Genomic DNA, 17,187 nt, shown 5'->3' on the forward strand with positions numbered 1-17,187 from the left:
CTATTTCAGGGCCGTCTCGTCGGCAAGAATAGCGCCGGCTTCGTCGAGCAGCACGTCCTTCGCCTTCTTGCGGGCATTCTCGATCGCAATATCCGCACTGAGGCTGCGCTCGTTTGACTGCAGGCCGTCATCCGGACCCGTGTCTTCGCCGCTGACATCGGCGCGCGCCTTCAGGCGCGCCTCGCGGGCGGCCTGTTCCTTGCGGCGCTCGGCCTCGTTGAGGGAGATAAGCCCCTTGTCGCGCTGCGCCTTCAGGTCGGCAATGTCCTCAATCAGACTCTGGTAGCCCGGATCGGTCTTGACGCGTGCATCATGGCGGCTCTGCAGCTGTGGCAGCACACTTTTGATGTCGCCGAAAGGCTTATATTTTGCAGGCTTGATTTCCGTCCATGGCAGGGCGTTATCATAGCTCGTCTCGCCGAAGGTTTTCGGGTCGGAAAGACCCGGGAAGGCGATATCCGGGGTCACGCCGCGCAGCTGCGTCGTCCCGCCGTTGACGCGGAAGAACTGGGCGATCGTCACCTTCAGCTCGCCGAATTTGGGTTTGCTGTTATGCGCCATCTCGTCGAGATCGACGACGGTCTGGACGGTGCCCTTGCCGAAGCTCGGCTCTCCGATGATCACGCCGCGTCCGTAATCCTGGATCGCCGCGGCGAAAATCTCCGATGCCGAAGCCGAGCCGCGGTTGATGAGCACGCCCACCGGACCAGTCCACAGGGGCTCCTGGAAATCGGCGCTCTGGACCACGACCTTGCCATCCGTGCCGCGCTGCTGAACGACCGGGCCATTGCCTATGAAGAGGCCGGTCAGGTCGATCGCCTCGGAGAGCGAGCCGCCGCCATTGTTGCGGATATCGATCAGAACGCTGTCGACATTGTCCTGCTTCAGTTCTTCGAGCAGCTTGGCGACATCGCGGCTGGCGCTCTTGTAGTCCTGGTCGCCCTTCCGACGCGCCTCGAAATCCTCGTAGAATGCCGGCAGGGTAATCACGCCGATCTTGCGCGTGGCATCGCCGTCCTTGACCGAGAGGATATCCTTGCGGGCCGCCTGTTTTTCGAGGCTGATCTTGTCGCGCACCAGGCTGATGATGTGATGGCTGCCGTCGGCACTGGCTTCTGCGGGCAGAATGTCGAGACGCACGACGGAGTCCTTCTCACCGCGGATCATCTGCACGACTTCGTCGAGACGCGTGCCGAGCACTTCCTTGATCGCGCCATTCTCGCCCTGGCCGACGCCGATGATGCGGTCGCCGACGGCGAGCTTGCCGGAGAGCTGCGCCGGGCCGCCGGGCACGAGTTCGCGGATCGTCGTGTAGTCGTCGCGTTCCTGCAGGACCGCGCCGATGCCGACCAGAGACAGCTTCATCGAAATGTCGAAATCGGCAGAGGCCGAGGCGCCGAAATAGTCCGTGTGCGGATCGACGGAATTGGTATAGGCGTCCATGAACGACTGGAAGACATCGTCGCTCTTGTATTTGTAGGCGCGCTCCAGAGCGTTTTCATAGCGCTTGTCGAGCGTATCGCGAATGGCATCGTCCGCCTTGCCGCCAAGCTTCAGCCGCAGCCAGTCGCTCTTGACGCGCTTGCGCCAGAGATCGTCGGACTCGGCTTCGGACTGCGGCCACGGGGCGTTGTCGCGCAGCACGGAATAGTCTTCCTTCACGCTGAAATCGAATCCCTGCTTCAGCAGGCCGCGCGAATAATTCATGCGATCGACGACGCGCTGCTCATAGACGTTGAAGATCGTGAACGGGATCTGCAGGTTCTGCTTCTCGATGGCGTCGTCGATCTTGCTCTTGTCGGCCATGAACTTGTCGATGTCTGCCTTCAGGAAGATCATCCGGTCCGGATCCAGCGACTTGATGAAGTGATCCATGATCTTGGCCGACAGCGCATCATCGAGTGCGACGGGCCTGTAGCTGTAACGGGTCAGAAATTGCGCGCTCATTTGCGCAGCCTGGGCCTGCTGCTTCAGCGGCTCCAATACAGGCGGCGATGCAGCTTCCAGGGCATATGCGGACGGCGCGATTGCAAGGAATAATCCGAATAAACCGTATTGTATGCGCATTCAGCTCTGTTCCAATTCTTGGTGCCGCGTATCAATGACCGATGTAGGTGGAACAATTATGGCTTTTTGGCAACCGGGCGGATCGTCTCTGCGGATGTTTCCAATCGAAAACGGCTGCGGCTTGCAGCCCGGCTAACGCCTGCCGCCGGCCAGAAGCCGTGCTTCCGGCTCGCGCCGCAACCTCAACATCGCGGCACATCCCGCGAAGGGACCCAGCGCAAGCATCGTGAAGGCGCCCGGCCAGCCGAGCAGCGCCCGGACCTCGGGAACGAGGTGAATGCTGACCATCGTGAGCAGAAAGCCCGCGCATGTCTGCGCCGTCAGCAATGTCCCGACTGAGCCGGGCTCCGCAAGCTCCGCGACCGAGGCCGAAAACTGGGCGGAGTCGGCAATCACGGTGATGCCCCAGATGATCGCGACCGGCATCAGCAGGAACAGTGGCGCGGAGTAGAGCCAGCCGATCAGTAGCGCGCATATGCCGCTGGCACTCATCGCGGTTGTTGTCACGAAAGTCCGGCCCCGCCTGTCGGCGACGATCCCGCCCAGCCAGGAGCCGGCCGCCCCGGCAGCGATGGTGGCGAAGGTCAGCCAGGCCGCCTTGGTGTCGGCGTTCTGAAGACCGCGCGCCGCAAACGACTGATGCAGGAAGACCGGCAGCCAGGCCCACATGGCATAGAGCTCCCACACATGCCCGAGATAGCCGAGGTTCACGCGCCGCAACGACCTCCGGCGCCAGCTTTCGGCGATCTTCGATAGATCGACCGATGGCGCACGGCGGATGTTGGGTCCAAGCTTGGCGAAGGTGATCAGCAGAGCGGCGACAAGCGCCGATGCCGAAGCCACGCCGTAGATCGCACGCCATTCGACATCGCCAATCGCCGCCAGAAGATGCGGGCTGGCTGAGCCAAGCGTCAGAGCGCCGACCAAAAGACCGATCAGGAGGCCGAGATCGCGGTTTGCCCAGGTCGCCGCCATGCGCATGCCGACCGGGTAGACGCCCGCCATGCAGATGCCGGTAAGGAAACGCAGCGCTATCACGCCGGCGCCGACAGGCGGCATGAAGATGAGACACGCCGTGGCGACAGCGGCGACGGCGGCGCACAGCGCAAACAGCCGCCGCGGATCGAAACGGTCGGCCAGCGACAGAAGCGCCGACACGACCGTTCCGGCCACGAAGCCGATCTGCACGGCCGTGGTCAGCATTGCCTCCTGCGAGGCGCCGATCGCATATTGCTGCTTGATGCTGGCGATTGCCGCGCTCGACGAAAACCACACGCTCATCGCCGCCACCTGCGCCGCGAGGATGATCGCCAGCGAAACGGCCTTGCGCCCGGCTGGCTTGGCCGACGGATTGCCCGCGGCAGATGTCACTAGCCCGCGCATCGTGTCAGGCCGCAGGTCCGGCCGCATTGACCGGCCTGGTCGCCACCCGATGAAAATCGCGTCCGAAATAGATCAATCCATCGCGGCCCGGCTGATTGCGGACCGCCTTCACACGGCAATAGAAAACCGTATGAGTGCCGACCTCCGAAACAGAATCGACCTCGCAATCGATGGCGGAGACTGCGCCATCAAGCACCAGCGCTCCGGTTTCAAGTGTGCTCCAGTTGGCACTGGCAAGGCGCTCGCTGACCGATAATCCCTTCGTCGCGAATTGCATCGCGATCTCTTTCTGCTCGGCGGAAACAATATTGACGCAGAGATTGCCGTTCCGGCGGATGATCTCGTTATTGGCGCTGGAGCGGTTGATGCAGACCAGCAGCGTCGGCGGCTCGTCGGTCACCGAACAGACCGCCGATACAGTGCAGCCCGCAGGGCCTGCGGCTCCATCCGAGGTGATGATATTCACCGCAGCCGCAAGCCCGGCCATGGCATCGCGATACGCAGTTTTATCGACCACGTTCAATCCTTCCTGATGATGCTGAGAGCTGCTACCGGGAGCCGGCTCCGCCGCGATATTGCGCGGCCGAATGGGTCGATGGCAGGCGTGCCGTGCCGAACAGCTTCTCGCGGTAGGTTCCTTCTGCGTATGACGTCTTGTAGACGCCCTTCTCCTGAAGAAACGGGATCAGCAGATCGATGACATCCTCGATGCTCTCAGGCGCAACGGTACGCGACAGATTGAAGCCCGCCACGCCGGTCTCGCCGCTCCAGCCGATCAGCATATCTGCAATCTCTTCGGCTGAACCGACCCACGGGGTCTGGCGGCTGCCGAGCACCATCTGCTCGAGAAGCTTGCGGCGCGTCCATTGCGGACCCGCCGCCTTATTGATGATCTCGACATTGGAGACGATCGCCTGGCTCTTGCCCGTCTCGATCGGCTCGTCGATATCGTATTTCGAAAAATCGATACCGAGCGATGCGGCCGCATGCACCAGCGCCGCTTCGGAACTGACGTAGCGCTTGTATTCCTCGAACTTTTCCCTCGCTTCGACATTGGTCCTGCCGAGAACGAGGCTAGCGCCCAGGAACACCTTGACGTCCTCGGCCGACCGGCCTTTCGCTTGCGCCCGCGCCTTGATGTCGGCGGTGATACCGCGGACATCCTCTTTCTTCTGGCCGTTGACGAAGACGCATTCCGCATGGGTCGCTGCAAATTCGCGCCCGCGCGGCGAAGACCCCGCCTGGTAAAGCACCGGCGTGCGCTGCGGCGACGGCGAGCAGAGATGCATCGCATCGACCTTGTATTGCGGTCCTTCGTGGTGGATCACGCGAACCTTTGACGGATCGGCAAACATCGCATTCCGGCGATCGGCGATAACAGCGTCTTCGTCCCAGGATCCTTCCCAGAGCTTGTAGACCAGCGACATATATTCGTCGGCAAGATCATAGCGGTCGTCATGCGCGGTCTGCCCCTTGAGGCCGATGGCGCGGGCGGCGCTGTCGAGATAGCCGGTGACGATGTTCCAGCCGATGCGGCCGCCGGTCATGTGATCGAGCGTCGACATCCGCCGGGCGAACAGAAACGGCTGCTCATAGGTGAGATTGCAGGTAACGCCGAAACCGAGATGCCTGGTGACCGCCGCCATAGCCGGAATGACGATTGTCGGATCATTGGCGGGGATCTGCACCCCGCCGCGCACCGCCGCATCCGGACTGCCGCCATAGACGTCATACACACCGAGGACATCGGCAAAGAAGATGCTGTCGAACAGACCGGATTCGAGCTTCTTCGCGTATTCCATCCAATATTGCAGATCGTTGACGCGGTCGGACTGGTCCCGCGGATGCGTCCACATGCCCTGCTGGATGTGGCCCGGGCAGACCATATCGAAGGCATTCAGATGGATCTGGCGAGGCATCATCGATTCCCTATCTTGCTCACGGCACGCAGTTGTCCACTATCGTGGATCATTGATGCCAATATGATGGACATTCGATCTGTGTCAAGGCGGCATTTCCGTGCACACGGGACTGAAGGAAGCCGGCGCTGCAAGCTGTCCAGTGCAGCAGGCGTCGTTTTCCGCTATGCTGATCGTACCACTATAGTAGCACGATCCGCTCGGTCAGGCCTCACGAAGAACGATCACCGCATAACGGCAGGGTTCGGTCGTTTCGTTCCGGAAGATGCAGTCGTTGGGCGGGCCGAGTTCGAGGCAATCCCCTTCCCGCATCTCATGGCGGACGCCGCCTTCAATGAAGACAAGTTCGCCCGCCAACACCCAGACGAGGTGCTTGCGATTGGCATAGGACGAGGCGGGAAAGCCCGATTCCTTGCCCGGCGGGAAATCGACATCGATCACATCGATCGGCGTCGCCGATCGCGGCGAGACGTGGCGGCGCGCATAACCGGTAACGGGATCGATCCAGACCGGCTGGTCGTCCTTGCGCAGCAACAGCCCTTCCTGCATCTCGGCACGCACCATCAGTGTCGACATGCTGATCTCGAAAGCGCCAGAAAGCCGCGCCAGCAGCATTGCCGTCGGGCTTGCCTCGCCGCGCTCGACCTTGTGGATCATCGCGCGGGAAACACCCGAACGCTTCGCGAGCTCGGTCAGCGACCAGCCGCGAATTTCCCGTTCAATACGCACCCGCGCGCCGAGGCGCTCATCGACTTTATCCAGCATGACGACATCACTAACGCGTGCCACCGGCCGCCGCAACAACTCGGGTTCCGCGGGGCTGCAGCCGCGCTAACGATAGTAAGCCAGCGGGCAAGCTTCCGTCTCAACCGGCCAGAAATCACACTCCGGAATTACGGCTTGCCAAATTATCGATAAAATATATTTTCTATCCATAATTTGAATCTTGAGGCGAGAAGAATGCCAGAAATCGTTCGGAATACCGACTTTGAAGCACGCCACGCTCCGCGCAAACCGACCAAAACGTTAGACGACGCAAATATTATCTATAATTTACCTTTCAATGATCTGCTCTTCCGGGCGCAAACCGTTCATCGCGCCAATTTCGATCCCAATGCCGTGCAGATGAGCCGGCTCCTCTCGATCAAGACGGGGGGATGTGCGGAGGATTGCGGATACTGCAGTCAGTCGGCGCACAATCCGACCGGGCTGAAGGCGTCGAAGCTGATGGAAGTCGAGCGCGTTCTCGCAGAGGCGCGCAAGGCAAGGGATGCCGGGGCGACTCGCTATTGCATGGGGGCCGCCTGGCGCAGCCCGAAGGATCGCGATCTGGACGCACTGACCGCCATGGTCGAGGGCGTGAAGGCACTTGGCATGGAAAGCTGCATGACACTCGGCATGCTCTCGGCCACGCAGGCAGACAGGCTCGCGGAAGCGGGCCTCGACTACTACAATCACAACATCGATACGTCCGAGCGCTTCTACTCCGAAATCATCACCACACGGAGCTTCGAAGACCGGCTCGATACGCTGGAGACTGTGCGGGCTGCCGGCATCAAGGTCTGTGCTGGAGGCATCCTGGGGATGGGCGAAACGGTCGATGACCGGATCTCCATGCTGCTGGCGCTCGCAAACCTGCCGGTGGCGCCGGAGAGCGTTCCGATCAATCAGCTGATCGCCATCCCGGGCTCCAAGCTGGAACATGCCACCCCTGTCGATCCGATCGATTTCATCCGGACGATCGCGCTCGCGCGCATTCTGATGCCGACATCCCACCTGCGGCTCTCGGCTGGACGGACGGAAATGAGCGACGAAATGCAGGCGCTCTGTTTCTTCGCCGGCGCCAACTCGATCTTCGTCGGCGATACGCTGCTGACGACGGATAATCCCGGCGAAGACCACGACACGGCGCTTTTCCGACGCCTCGGCCTGTCACCAATGCAACTGGAGCCGGCGCTGTGACCGCAGCGATACTCGCCGGCTATATTGCGACACTGGATGGCCTGCAGCGAAAGACACGCCTGCGCCATCTGGCCCCGCAGCGCGGCGCCGATTTCACCTCCAACGACTTTCTCGCTCTGGCCTGTGCGCCACGTCTCAAGGCGGCTATCGCCGCGGCGATGGAGCGGGGCGTTCCGGTTGGCGCCGGGGGATCTCGGCTGCTGCGCGGCAATCATCCCGAACACGAGGCGCTGGAGACCGAAGCAGCAGCCTTCTTCGGGGCGGAGCGCGTGCTCTATTTTGGCAGCGGCTATGCCGCCAATTCCGCGCTTTTCTCGACGCTTCCGAAGCGTGAGGATCTGATCGTCCATGATGCGCTGATCCATGCGAGCGCGCATGAAGGCATCGAAGCCAGCAAGGCGGCCTCGACCGCCGTCGCTCACAACGATGCCGATGCTTTCGACGACGCGATCGGGAAATGGCGCAAGCAGGGTGGCCGGGGCCATCCCTGGGTTGCCGTCGAAAGCCTCTACTCCATGGATGGCGACCGCGCACCGCTCGCGGCATTTGCTGACATTGCCGAACGTCACGACGGCTTTCTTGTCATCGACGAGGCGCACGCGACCGGCGTGCTCGGCCCAGGCGGACGGGGGCTGGCGGCCGGGCTTGAGGGCCGGGAGAATGTGCTGGCGCTTCATACTTGCGGCAAGGCGCTCGGCGTTTCCGGCGCTTTGCTTGCCGCTCCCCGGGCGCTTGCCGACTACCTCGTCAACCGCGCCCGCGCCTTCATTTATTCGACGGCGCCCTCGCCGCTCATGGCGGCCGGCGTGCGCGAGGCGCTGCGGATGGTCGAGGATGAACCGGAGCTGCGCATCAGCCTTCAGCAACTGGTTTCGTTCGCCGGCGACGAACTGAAGAGTCGGCTTGGCGTCCAGCCGAGCGGATCGCAGATCCAGCCCGTGATCATCCGTGGCAATGCGCAGGCGGTCCGAATTGCCGATTGCCTGCAGGATCATGGTTTCGACATCCGCGCCATTCGCCCGCCCACGGTACGCGATGGCACCGCGCGGCTGCGCCTGTCGATCACACTCAATACAGACCGCGACCAGATCGCCAGCATGATCGATGGCCTCGCCACCGTCATGGAGGAAAACAATAGATGACACCGCGTTTCGTGGTCTCCGGCACGGATACCGGCATTGGCAAGACCGTCTTTGCGGCAGGTCTAGCCGGTGCGCTCGGCGCCCGCTACTGGAAACCGGTCCAGTCCGGCCTTGAGGATGAGACGGATAGCCAGACCGTCGCCCGACTGAGCGGACTGCCATCAGGCCATATCCTGCCTGAAGCCTATCGTCTCACAGCGCCCTTATCGCCGCATCTTTCCGCGCGCCTCGATGGGGTTGAGATCGATACAGGCAAGCTTCTACCGCCGCAAAGCGAAGGGCCGCTGGTCATCGAGGGCGCGGGCGGCTTGCTGGTGCCGCTGGCGGCTACCACCGTCTTTGCCGAGGTCTTCGCGCAGTGGCGCATTCCCGTCATCCTCTGCGCACGAACCGCACTTGGGACCATCAATCACACACTGCTCTCCCTCGAGGCGCTGCGCCGCCGCGCCATCCCGATTTGCGGCGTCGCCTTCATCGGGCCCGAGAACGCCGACACGCAGGCGACGATCGCCACCATCGGACAGGTCGAGATTCTCGGGCGGCTGCCGATGCTGGACAATCTGACGCGTGAAAGCCTCGCCCAGGCATTTCACGAGAATTTCAATACGCGGGTGATGCTGGAGAACTACGCATGAGCTCCTCTCCCGTCTGGCACCCGTTCACCCAGCACGCCCTCGAACCAGCGATGAAGCGCATCGTAAAGACAGAAGGTAGCTATCTTTTCGACGAGGATGGCAATCGTATTCTGGATGCGATTTCTTCCTGGTGGGTCATCACCCATGGCCATCGCCACCCGGCCATCATGGCCGCGATCCGCGAGGCGACGGAGGCCTACGACCAGGTGATCTTTGCTGAATTCACGCACGAGCCAGCTGAAGCGCTGGCGGAAGGCTTGCTCGCCTTCGCTCCACCCGGTTTGCAGCACGTCTTCTATTCCGACAGCGGCTCGACCGCCGTGGAAGTCGCGATCAAGATGGCGCTTGGCACCTTTCACAATCGCGGTATCGCGCGAGACCGCATCGTGGTGATGGAACACGCCTATCACGGCGACACGATCGGCACGATGTCGGCGGGAGAACGCGGCGTTTTCAACGCCCCGTTCGAACCGCTGCTCTTCGGCGTCGATCGCCTGCCTTTTCCCGAAGCCGGCCGCGAGCAGGAAACGCTCGATGCTTTCGAACGCTTCTGCCGCGCCGAAAGGACCGCCGCCATTCTCATCGAGCCGCTAGTGCTTGGCGCGGGCGGCATGAAATTCTATGCAAGCGGCGTTCTCTCCTCTCTGAAGGAAATCGCCGGGCGGTATGGCGTGCTGTTTATCGCCGACGAGGTGATGACCGGCTGGGGCCGGACTGGAACCCGCGTCGCCTGCGAGCAGGCAGGCGTCAGCCCGGATATCCTCTGCACCTCGAAAGGCCTGACCGGTGGGGCCCTGCCGCTGGCGGCAACGCTCTGCACGCCGGATATTTTCGAGGCGCATCTGTCCTCAGACCGGCGCAAGACCTTCTTTCATTCGAGCTCCTACACGGCGAACCCGATCGCCTGTGCCGCGGCTGTGGCCAACCTGAAGATCTGGCGCGACGAGCCTGTCGACGCAAGGATCGATGCGCTGGCCGCGCAGCATTCGGCCCACCTGAAACGCTTCGAAAACGACCCGCGATTTACGGGCGTCAGGCAATGCGGAACGATCGCCGCCCTGGATCTGGTGGTCCCCGTGGGCGGCTATCTTGCCGAGGCCGGCCCGCATCTGCGGCGGCTGTTCCGCGAGCGCGGGTTGCTCGTGCGGCCGCTTGGCAATGTCATCTACCTGATGCCGCCCTATTGCACGACTGCGGCCGACCTTGCTGCCGCCTATGACGCCATCGACGAGGTGGCTTCGCTCGCGCTGGCAAAGGTGGGGTTGTGACGGCGCTTCTTTCCTCCAGGCTCGCAGGATTCGGCCACGCCGTCCCGTCGCGCGTTGTCCACAATGCGGAGATCGAAAACCGGCTGTGCCTGGAGGATGGCTGGATCGAACGGCGCACCGGCATCCGATCGCGCTACTGGGCAAGCGAGGGTGACACGCTGACTGGCCTTTCCGCGGCAGCCGGCCGGATGGCGATCGGCAATTCCGGTCTTGCAGCTGACGATGTGGCCCTCACCCTGCTTGCGACATCGACGCCCGATCATCTGTTGCCGCCGTCTGCGCCGCTTCTGGCCCACAAGCTCGGGCTCAAGAATTCCGGTGCGATCGACCTTGCCGGCGCCTGTTCCGGCTTTCTTTATGCGCTGACGCTGGCGGATGGTTTCGTGCGCGCCCAGGGGCGGCCGGTGCTGGTCGTCGCTGCCAACATTCTCAGCCGCCGGATCAATCCTGCCGAACGCGCCAGCGCCGTGCTTTTCGCCGACGGCGCGGGAGCCGTCGTGCTCGCGCCCTGCAGCGATGGGAGAAGCGGCCTCAGGGCCGCCGCGCTGGCGTCCGATGGTAGCGGCTATGATCTGATCGGCATTCCGGCGGGCGGGAGCTCCAAACCGTTCACGCGGCAGACGCCGGGCGACGAAGTGCTGATGTCGATGCGCGACGGGCGCGAGGTCTTCTCCCGTGCCGTCGATCTGATGACAAGAACGTCGCTTCAAGCCGTCGCCCAGTCGGTCGGGACCGCCTCAGCCATCGACCGCTTCATTCCGCATCAGGCGAATGCGCGTCTTTCCGATGCCATCCGCCGCAATCTGGCGATCGAGGAAAGCAAGGCCGTCAGCACGATCGCCGAATATGGCAATTCTTCCGCTGCAACCATACCGCTTTCACTCTCGGTCGAGAACAGCAGACGGCCGTTCGCGCCAGGAGAGAACCTTCTGATGACCGCGGCAGGTGCGGGTCTGGCTGGCGGGGCGGTCGTTCTTACGACGTGACCGGCCTTCCGGCGGCCCGCATCAAACCTGCGTGTTCTTGGAGATCAGCCACTCGCCGTTATCATCCATCTCGACGCGCTTGTTACCGCGATAGAAAATCGGCTTTCCGGTCTTCTTGTCCATGGAAAAGCGGCTGGGCGTGTATTTTTGCTTCTCGCCGCCTTCGATCGCCAGCGCCAGCGCTTCCTTGAACTTTCCGCCCTTGCACAGTGAAAGGAATTTGTTTTCGTCCATGATAGCACCTGATTGAGCCGGCTGAATGATATAGGGCGCCTCATTACCAAGACTCATGGCAATGGAACAGTGTTTCCTGAAGCCGTGTCCGCCATCCGTTAGCGTGGCGAGAAAAAACAGACCGTTATCGGGATCGGTTCAACTTAAATCGGGCACAATCTCCGCGCAGTCACGTCCTATGAGCTCCCGATCGTTTCGACGCCGAATTGCTGCTGCAACCCTGCTTGTCATGGGCGGGATGCCGACGGGCGCGCTTGCCCACCCACACATCTTCGTCGATGCCAAGTTCGAAGCAGTAGCGGGCACCGATGGCAGCCTCGGCGAATTGCGCGACACCTGGCGCTTCGACGAGGTCTTCTCTTCCTCTGTGCTGCTGGATTTCGACAAGAACGGCAATTCGAAGCTTGAACCTGCCGAACTGACGGCTGTCGCAAAGACGGTGCGCAAGTCACTGGCGCAATACGACTATTACACCAAGATCACCATCAACGGCAAAGCCATCAAGCTCGCCGAGCCCGATGTGATGCACGCGGCCTATGAGGATGGATCGCTGATCCTGTCGTTCACGCAGAAGCCCGCGGAACGGACACCGCTGAAGGGCCTGATGGTATTCGGCGTTTACGATCCGTCGCTCTACACGGCGCTCGATTTCGGAAGTGACGCGGATCTGAAGACATCCGGCGACGGTTTCAACCGCTGCACGCGAAAGGTCGTTCGGCCGGATTCAAAGCAGATTCTGGCCGAAAACCAGGCAATGCTGACCACGCTGTTCTTCAACGATCCGATGGGCAGCGACTACTCTCAGATCGTCGCGACAAGACTGGAAGTGCGGTGTTAAGACTTCTTCAACCCTGATGGATGAGCGTGGGTCAGATCTATCAAACCGTTCGGCGGCCGAATGCGCCGAGAGACTATCCGGGAGAATGCGCCGTGCCTAAAAGATCCCTGCTCCTTGGCTTTGCGAGCCTGTTCATGTCGGTCACGGCGGCGGTACAGGCATCCGGGGCCGACGGGCGTCTGCCGATCCCGGACTGGCTGATGACCTATGTCGGCGAGGCCAATGGCCAGATCGCCCTGCCAGTGCTGGAGCGGGCACGCCGCCTCTATCTCTCAAAAGTCGCCGAAGGCAAGGTTCGAAACGAGTGCTATTTCGCCATGGACGCGACCCGGCCGAATGACCCGGGCGATCTGTCGGATGGCCGGTTTTATGTGATCTGCGAGGCCGACAGATCGTTTCGCGTCATTTCCGCAGGACATGGCGGTGGCCGCAACCTCCAGGGCGTGGCAAACTTTTCCAACGGCCGGGAATGCGCCAAAAACTTTGGCAACGCCCTCGATTCCAATCTGACCGCCGGCGGCGCCTATCTGACCAGCGAGATCAAGACTTCCTTCAAGGGCTATTACCGCACGAGTGCCGATCGCGAAGCCGCCTTCATCCGCTCCTTCGTGCAGTTCGACGGCATCGGAGAGACGGCCAATGCAAGGCAACGCGCCATCGGCGGCCATGCGGCGGCCCTCGTCTCGGGGATCTGCATGCAGAAGAAGCCTGAGAGCACCTATGCGAACAGCACCGGCTATGTTCCGCTCGGAAAGCTCGTCACCTATGCAGGCGGGCGGAGCGACGGCTGCACCAGCTGGTCGCCATCGGACGCGCCGAAGGTGCTTTCGATGATCGATGGCAATCCGACGACGCTCTATATCTACCCGGAATCCAAGGATATCAAAGCCGTCGCGCAGTCCGTCGCCGGTGGCCGCACGCTGGCGCCGAACGGCCCCTACTGGAATGCATCCTGCCTCAAGGCGATCGGCACGCCGGCATTCTGGCCAAAGGAAAAACTCGAGCCGGTCATCGCCCAGTACAAGGCGGACCATCCCCCTCAGCCGGCGCGGCCCGTGCCGATGTGCGAAGGCAACGTGAACTGATGGCGGCGTCCGCCCGTCTCCAGCATCCCCATGTCACGCCGGCGTCACGCGACTATTCAAGCGTTTGGTGATTAAGTGAGGCCTTAAGCTTTTGATCCTCCTTGTTACGCGTGAGGCAGCAGATGGCAAACAGACGCGCAAATACAGTCCGGGTTCCCCGGGCAACCTTCCGGCAACGGGCCAAGGCGCCCGTCAAGAACGTTCCGCCGACGAAACGTCCTGAGACCGAGGACGAGACGGAGGTACTCTACGATCTGCTGGACTATCTGGCAGATGATGAGGATTCGCTGGCCGCCTGACGCCGAAGCGCGGCAGACCGCCGGACATCGCCGACCGATTCGTATGAATGGCAAACCGGGCGTCTTTGGGTCCCGGCTTGCATATCCCCGGTAGCCGCCGGGCTCCATCCGGCCGCTCAGCGAAGACCTTTGGTGGTGTCACGCTGGCGTCACGGGCCATAGTGATAGGACGTTGCTCCTTATTGAAGGAGCACACTGTGAATCGCTTTTTAGTCTATCTTCCCGAACTTCAGGACTGGGTGAAAGTGTTGCCCCAACTCAAGGCTCTCGGCACAGCCGAGACCGACAGGGCCCATATTGTCACACTCGTCAGCGACGCCGAAACGGATGCCGTCGATGCCAAATTGAAGGCGGTGCGGGTGTTTTACGTTCTCATCAAGGCCGAAGGTGATATCGGCTACAACGTCAGGGATGCACTGGCAGCGACCGTCCTGACCATCAATCCTGAATCCCGCGGCGGCCATTGAGCCCGCTGCCGTACCCTTGGATCCCTTACCCGCGAAGAAGCGCGAGCGCCGATCGCGCCACGCCGACGATGGCTTCCAGCAACTCGCTCTCGCTGGACTGGATCATGCCCAGCGAAAGGGCCGCCTCTTCGAAGGCGGCAGAGGCACCAGGATTGCGATCGCCGATCCAGGTGGAAAGCGCCGTCGCCAATTCCCCGATCCTGACCAGCTCGTTGCGCCTGGCGATATCGGTCATCTCAGGCAATGACACGGCAAGGCGCTCCAGCTCGGCGATGAAAGCCGTGGTCTTCGCCGGCAGTTCGGCGGCTTGTATCTGCTGCGCTTCGGCGCGAATGCGCGCAAGCGAGGTGCGGAGCACCGCGGTGTCAGCTCGCATGTCCGGCTCCATCCAGGCTTTCGCGGGCAAGATTGTCGTTTGACGAACTGATGCCCATGCAGTCTTCGATCATCGCGCGCAGCATGGCGAACCGGAGTTCGAGGGCCGTCACTTCGACCGATTTCGCAAGGCCCGAAAGCTCCGACGCGAACTGGTCGAGCTCGCGCAGAAGCGATTGAACGTCGAATGTCAGATAGCTCATCACGTTCCTATTCTTGAGGCGACTCGGGAGCGAGTTTCAGGAAACACTTAACCGGCATTCGGGGTCTGCGAAGGCAGATGCGGCGGTCATGGTGAACCAGCCGTAAATACGCAATGCGGCTGGTTCACTCTGGTGCAGCGGAAGATTCTCCAATCCTGCGCTGTTCAATACACCTTCGGCGGGCGATAAGGTGGAACGCCCGAGACCGATCCTGGAGGGTCTGCACGTGCCTCTCGACAGCAAAAGACGCTTTTCCGGTTTTCTCTTCGATATGGACGGAACCATCCTCAGCTCGACGGCTGCCGCCGAACGGGTCTGGGGTGTCTGGGCCGAACGTCACGGGCTGGATCCCGTCGAATTCTTGCCGACCATGCACGGCAAGCGGGGCGTCGACACGATCCGGCAATTGAATCTTCCGGGCGTCAATCCCGAGGTTGAGGCCGCAAAGATCACACAGGCCGAAATCGAGGATGTGGACGGTATCGTCGCCATTCCGGGCGCTGCTGAATTTCTGGCGGCGCTGCCGCCGCAACGCTGGGCGATCGTTACCTCGTCCACGAAGGCGCTGGCGATCCGCAGGCTGGAAGCCGCCGGGCTGCCTGTCCCACAGCAGATCGTGACCGGCGATGACGTGACCTCCGGAAAACCCGATCCGCAATGCTATCTTCTTGGCGCCAGAAAGCTCGGCGTGCTGCCGGAAAGCTGCCTCGTGTTCGAAGATGTCGAAGCCGGGGTGAAGGCTGGAGAGGCTGCCGGAGCCGAAGTCATGGTGATCACCGCCGCCGGCCACAAGGCGGTGTTTCCGGATCATCCCTCGATCAGGGATTATACCGGCGTGTTCCCGCTGATCTCCGAAGACGGCAAGATCGCGATCGTCGAAAAGTAACATCCCTGCCCGAGCCCGTTTGCCTGCCCAGCAGCACTTCCGGAACAAAACCGCTGGTCTCTCCGTTGATGTGCAGATCGACGATTGGAGTTGGCAAATGTCTACGGTGGCGAAATCTCTGGCAGCATGCGCGGTAACCGCCGCGATTGTGATGTCCGGCGCATCCTCCGCGTTTGCCTTCCGCATTGATCCCCCGGCCGTCGCCGGCAATTCCGAAACCAACGCATCCGTTGCCGCCTATTCCGCCGAAACCGGTAAGGCCGCGGCAGCTGAAAACTGGCTTCTGTCGCCTGCGGAGATTGCCCACATCAAGTGGTGCGCCAAGAAATTCCCGTCCTACAATCCGACCGACAACACCTACGCCACTGGCAAGGGTGGGCAGGCGGAGTGCCGTTCACCGCGTTAAGCGTGAAGACGCTACCGCCCGCTGTCGACAAGGCGGCGATATCGGGATTGTTTTTTGCGCGCTTAGCGCCAATCCGGGAGGAAAATTATCCCCTGGTCTGCAATGCGCGAACTCTATGCGTTCTGTCCCCGGCGCGGCGGCCCTAATCTGAAGTCCTGAGTGGCCGGCTGGAGGAAAAGGCATGGCAAGTCCGCATGCCATGTTGAACGAGCTCTCGAATTTTGCGCCCTTGTCGCTCGCAAGAGCCGAGATCTGGAGCGCGCTGTGCCGGGAGGCAACCGACGCGGCGGCGAAGGACCGGGCGCTTGTACGCCCAATGAATGCGGCGATCCTCTACCATTCCAGTTTTGCCGAGGCGCTTGCCAACCGCATCGCTCACAAACTTGCCGATCACGATCTGGATCAGCACGAACTCCTGGCCGCGGTCGCGCAAGCCTTGGTCTCGGAGCCGGATATCATTGAGCAAGCCGTTGCCGACCTGATCGCCGTGCGCGAGCGCGATCCATCAAACGCCGAGATCCTGACGCCATTTCTGTATTTCAAGGGTTTCGCCGCCCTGCAGGCGCATCGCGTCGCCCACTGGCTGTGGCACGAGAAGCGTTTGCATATGGCAAGGCATCTGCAGCGCCGGGTTTCGGAGATTTTCGGCGTCGATATTCACCCGGCAGCACAGATGGGCAAGAGCATCATGCTCGACCACGGCAGCGGGCTGGTTATCGGCGAGACCGCCGTAGTGGAAGATGAGGTTTCCATTCTCCAGAACGTCACGCTCGGCGGAACCGGCAAGCAGGATGGCGACCGGCATCCGAAAGTCCGAAGGGGCGCCCTGATCGGCGCGGGTGCCAAGATTCTCGGAAATATCGAGATCGGCATGGGCGCAAAGGTTGGCGCTGGCAGCGTCGTCATCGCATCCGTCGCCCCCTATACATCCGTTGCAGGCGTCCGGCGCGGGTGGTCGGCAAGCCCCATTCCGGCCTGCCCGGCGTCACGATGGACCAGAGCCTTTCCGAACCGGATTACGTGATCTGAAAG

19 protein-coding genes and 1 pseudogene are annotated in these 17,187 nt (G+C 61.8%); 12 read left to right on the plus strand and 8 right to left on the minus strand.

Going from position 1 to position 17,187, the window contains the following annotated elements; all coding sequences use genetic code 11:
* From AC1DNK_RS24710 to AC1DNK_RS24730, 5 genes are all read right to left on the minus strand, one after another.
* Nucleotides 1-2,067: a carboxy terminal-processing peptidase gene (locus tag AC1DNK_RS24710; RefSeq protein ID WP_477943797.1), complete on the minus strand. Its 2,067-nt coding sequence runs from the start codon at nt 2,065-2,067 to the stop codon at nt 1-3.
* A 132-nt stretch (nt 2,068-2,199) separates the two neighbouring features.
* A complete protein-coding gene (locus tag AC1DNK_RS24715; protein WP_477943798.1) occupies nt 2,200-3,477 on the minus strand; it encodes an MFS transporter in 1,278 nt (425 codons plus the stop codon).
* Nucleotides 3,455-3,967, minus strand: coding sequence for a flavin reductase (locus AC1DNK_RS24720; protein WP_477943799.1), 513 nt, complete (start codon nt 3,965-3,967; stop codon nt 3,455-3,457). Before AC1DNK_RS24720 ends, AC1DNK_RS24715 begins: the two co-directional genes overlap by 23 nt.
* 31 nt (nt 3,968-3,998) lie before the next feature.
* Nucleotides 3,999-5,369, minus strand: a complete 1,371-nt coding sequence (locus tag AC1DNK_RS24725; protein WP_477943851.1) for an LLM class flavin-dependent oxidoreductase — start codon at nt 5,367-5,369, stop codon at nt 3,999-4,001.
* 204 nt (nt 5,370-5,573) lie between these two features.
* Complete coding sequence (locus tag AC1DNK_RS24730; RefSeq protein WP_477943800.1) at nt 5,574-6,134, minus strand: helix-turn-helix domain-containing protein; 561 nt, start codon at nt 6,132-6,134, stop codon at nt 5,574-5,576.
* 195 nt (nt 6,135-6,329) lie between these two features.
* Here AC1DNK_RS24730 and bioB point away from each other — a divergent pair, with 195 nt between their 5' ends.
* From bioB to AC1DNK_RS24755, 5 genes are read left to right on the plus strand one after another with little or no spacing between them, the layout of a single operon-like run.
* Entirely contained in the window at nt 6,330-7,331 is a 1,002-nt protein-coding gene (bioB, locus tag AC1DNK_RS24735; RefSeq protein WP_477943801.1) for a biotin synthase BioB, read from the plus strand.
* The gene (locus AC1DNK_RS24740; RefSeq protein ID WP_477943802.1) at nt 7,328-8,473 is read left to right on the plus strand and encodes an 8-amino-7-oxononanoate synthase; all 1,146 of its coding nucleotides are present in this window, start codon (nt 7,328-7,330) and stop codon (nt 8,471-8,473) included. Before bioB ends, AC1DNK_RS24740 begins: the two co-directional genes overlap by 4 nt.
* The gene (gene bioD / locus AC1DNK_RS24745; protein ID WP_477943803.1) at nt 8,470-9,108 is read left to right on the plus strand and encodes a dethiobiotin synthase; all 639 of its coding nucleotides are present in this window, start codon (nt 8,470-8,472) and stop codon (nt 9,106-9,108) included. The genes AC1DNK_RS24740 and bioD overlap by 4 nt, the downstream gene beginning before the upstream one ends.
* Nucleotides 9,105-10,376 carry an adenosylmethionine--8-amino-7-oxononanoate transaminase gene (locus AC1DNK_RS24750; RefSeq protein ID WP_477943804.1) on the plus strand — a complete coding sequence of 424 codons (1,272 nt, stop codon included), beginning with the start codon at nt 9,105-9,107 and terminating at the stop codon, nt 10,374-10,376. The genes bioD and AC1DNK_RS24750 overlap by 4 nt, the downstream gene beginning before the upstream one ends.
* Nucleotides 10,373-11,362, plus strand: a complete 990-nt coding sequence (locus tag AC1DNK_RS24755) for a beta-ketoacyl-ACP synthase III (protein ID WP_477943805.1) — start codon at nt 10,373-10,375, stop codon at nt 11,360-11,362. The genes AC1DNK_RS24750 and AC1DNK_RS24755 overlap by 4 nt, the downstream gene beginning before the upstream one ends.
* Nucleotides 11,363-11,383: 21 nt before the next feature.
* Here AC1DNK_RS24755 and AC1DNK_RS24760 read toward each other — a convergent pair whose 3' ends face one another.
* Nucleotides 11,384-11,596, minus strand: coding sequence for a hypothetical protein (locus AC1DNK_RS24760; protein WP_477943806.1), 213 nt, complete (start codon nt 11,594-11,596; stop codon nt 11,384-11,386).
* 178 nt (nt 11,597-11,774) lie between these two features.
* Here AC1DNK_RS24760 and AC1DNK_RS24765 point away from each other — a divergent pair, with 178 nt between their 5' ends.
* From AC1DNK_RS24765 to AC1DNK_RS24780, 4 genes are all read left to right on the plus strand, one after another.
* A complete protein-coding gene (locus AC1DNK_RS24765; protein ID WP_477943807.1) occupies nt 11,775-12,434 on the plus strand; it encodes a DUF1007 family protein in 660 nt (219 codons plus the stop codon).
* 134 nt (nt 12,435-12,568) lie between these two features.
* Nucleotides 12,569-13,519 carry a hypothetical protein gene (locus AC1DNK_RS24770; protein WP_477943852.1) on the plus strand — a complete coding sequence of 317 codons (951 nt, stop codon included), beginning with the start codon at nt 12,569-12,571 and terminating at the stop codon, nt 13,517-13,519.
* A gap of 122 nt (nt 13,520-13,641) precedes the next feature.
* On the plus strand, nt 13,642-13,818 hold the full coding sequence (locus tag AC1DNK_RS24775) for a hypothetical protein (protein ID WP_477943808.1): 177 nt from the start codon (nt 13,642-13,644) through the stop codon (nt 13,816-13,818).
* Between the two features lie 197 nt (nt 13,819-14,015).
* Entirely contained in the window at nt 14,016-14,285 is a 270-nt protein-coding gene (locus AC1DNK_RS24780) for a hypothetical protein (protein WP_112390002.1), read from the plus strand.
* Nucleotides 14,286-14,310: 25 nt separating this feature from the next.
* Here AC1DNK_RS24780 and AC1DNK_RS24785 read toward each other — a convergent pair whose 3' ends face one another.
* Both AC1DNK_RS24785 and AC1DNK_RS24790 read right to left on the minus strand, forming a co-directional pair.
* Nucleotides 14,311-14,661 (minus strand): hypothetical protein, encoded by a 351-nt coding sequence (locus AC1DNK_RS24785; protein ID WP_477943809.1) that lies wholly within the window; start codon nt 14,659-14,661, stop codon nt 14,311-14,313.
* The gene (locus AC1DNK_RS24790) at nt 14,651-14,863 is read right to left on the minus strand and encodes a hypothetical protein (RefSeq protein WP_112390004.1); all 213 of its coding nucleotides are present in this window, start codon (nt 14,861-14,863) and stop codon (nt 14,651-14,653) included. The genes AC1DNK_RS24785 and AC1DNK_RS24790 overlap by 11 nt, the downstream gene beginning before the upstream one ends.
* 271 nt (nt 14,864-15,134) lie before the next feature.
* On the opposite strand from AC1DNK_RS24790, the gene AC1DNK_RS24795 reads away from it, so the two are divergent.
* The 3 genes and pseudogenes from AC1DNK_RS24795 (at nt 15,135) to cysE (ending at nt 17,184) form a co-directional block, all read left to right on the plus strand.
* Nucleotides 15,135-15,749, plus strand: coding sequence for an HAD-IA family hydrolase (locus AC1DNK_RS24795; RefSeq protein ID WP_477943853.1), 615 nt, complete (start codon nt 15,135-15,137; stop codon nt 15,747-15,749).
* A 97-nt stretch (nt 15,750-15,846) separates the two neighbouring features.
* Nucleotides 15,847-16,155, plus strand: coding sequence for a BA14K family protein (locus AC1DNK_RS24800; protein WP_442209547.1), 309 nt, complete (start codon nt 15,847-15,849; stop codon nt 16,153-16,155).
* Between the two features lie 199 nt (nt 16,156-16,354).
* Nucleotides 16,355-17,184: pseudogene (gene cysE / locus AC1DNK_RS24805) on the plus strand (serine O-acetyltransferase).
* The last annotated feature ends 3 nt before the right edge of the window (nt 17,185-17,187 follow it).

Source organism: Rhizobium sp. 01N424, assembly GCF_056399485.1.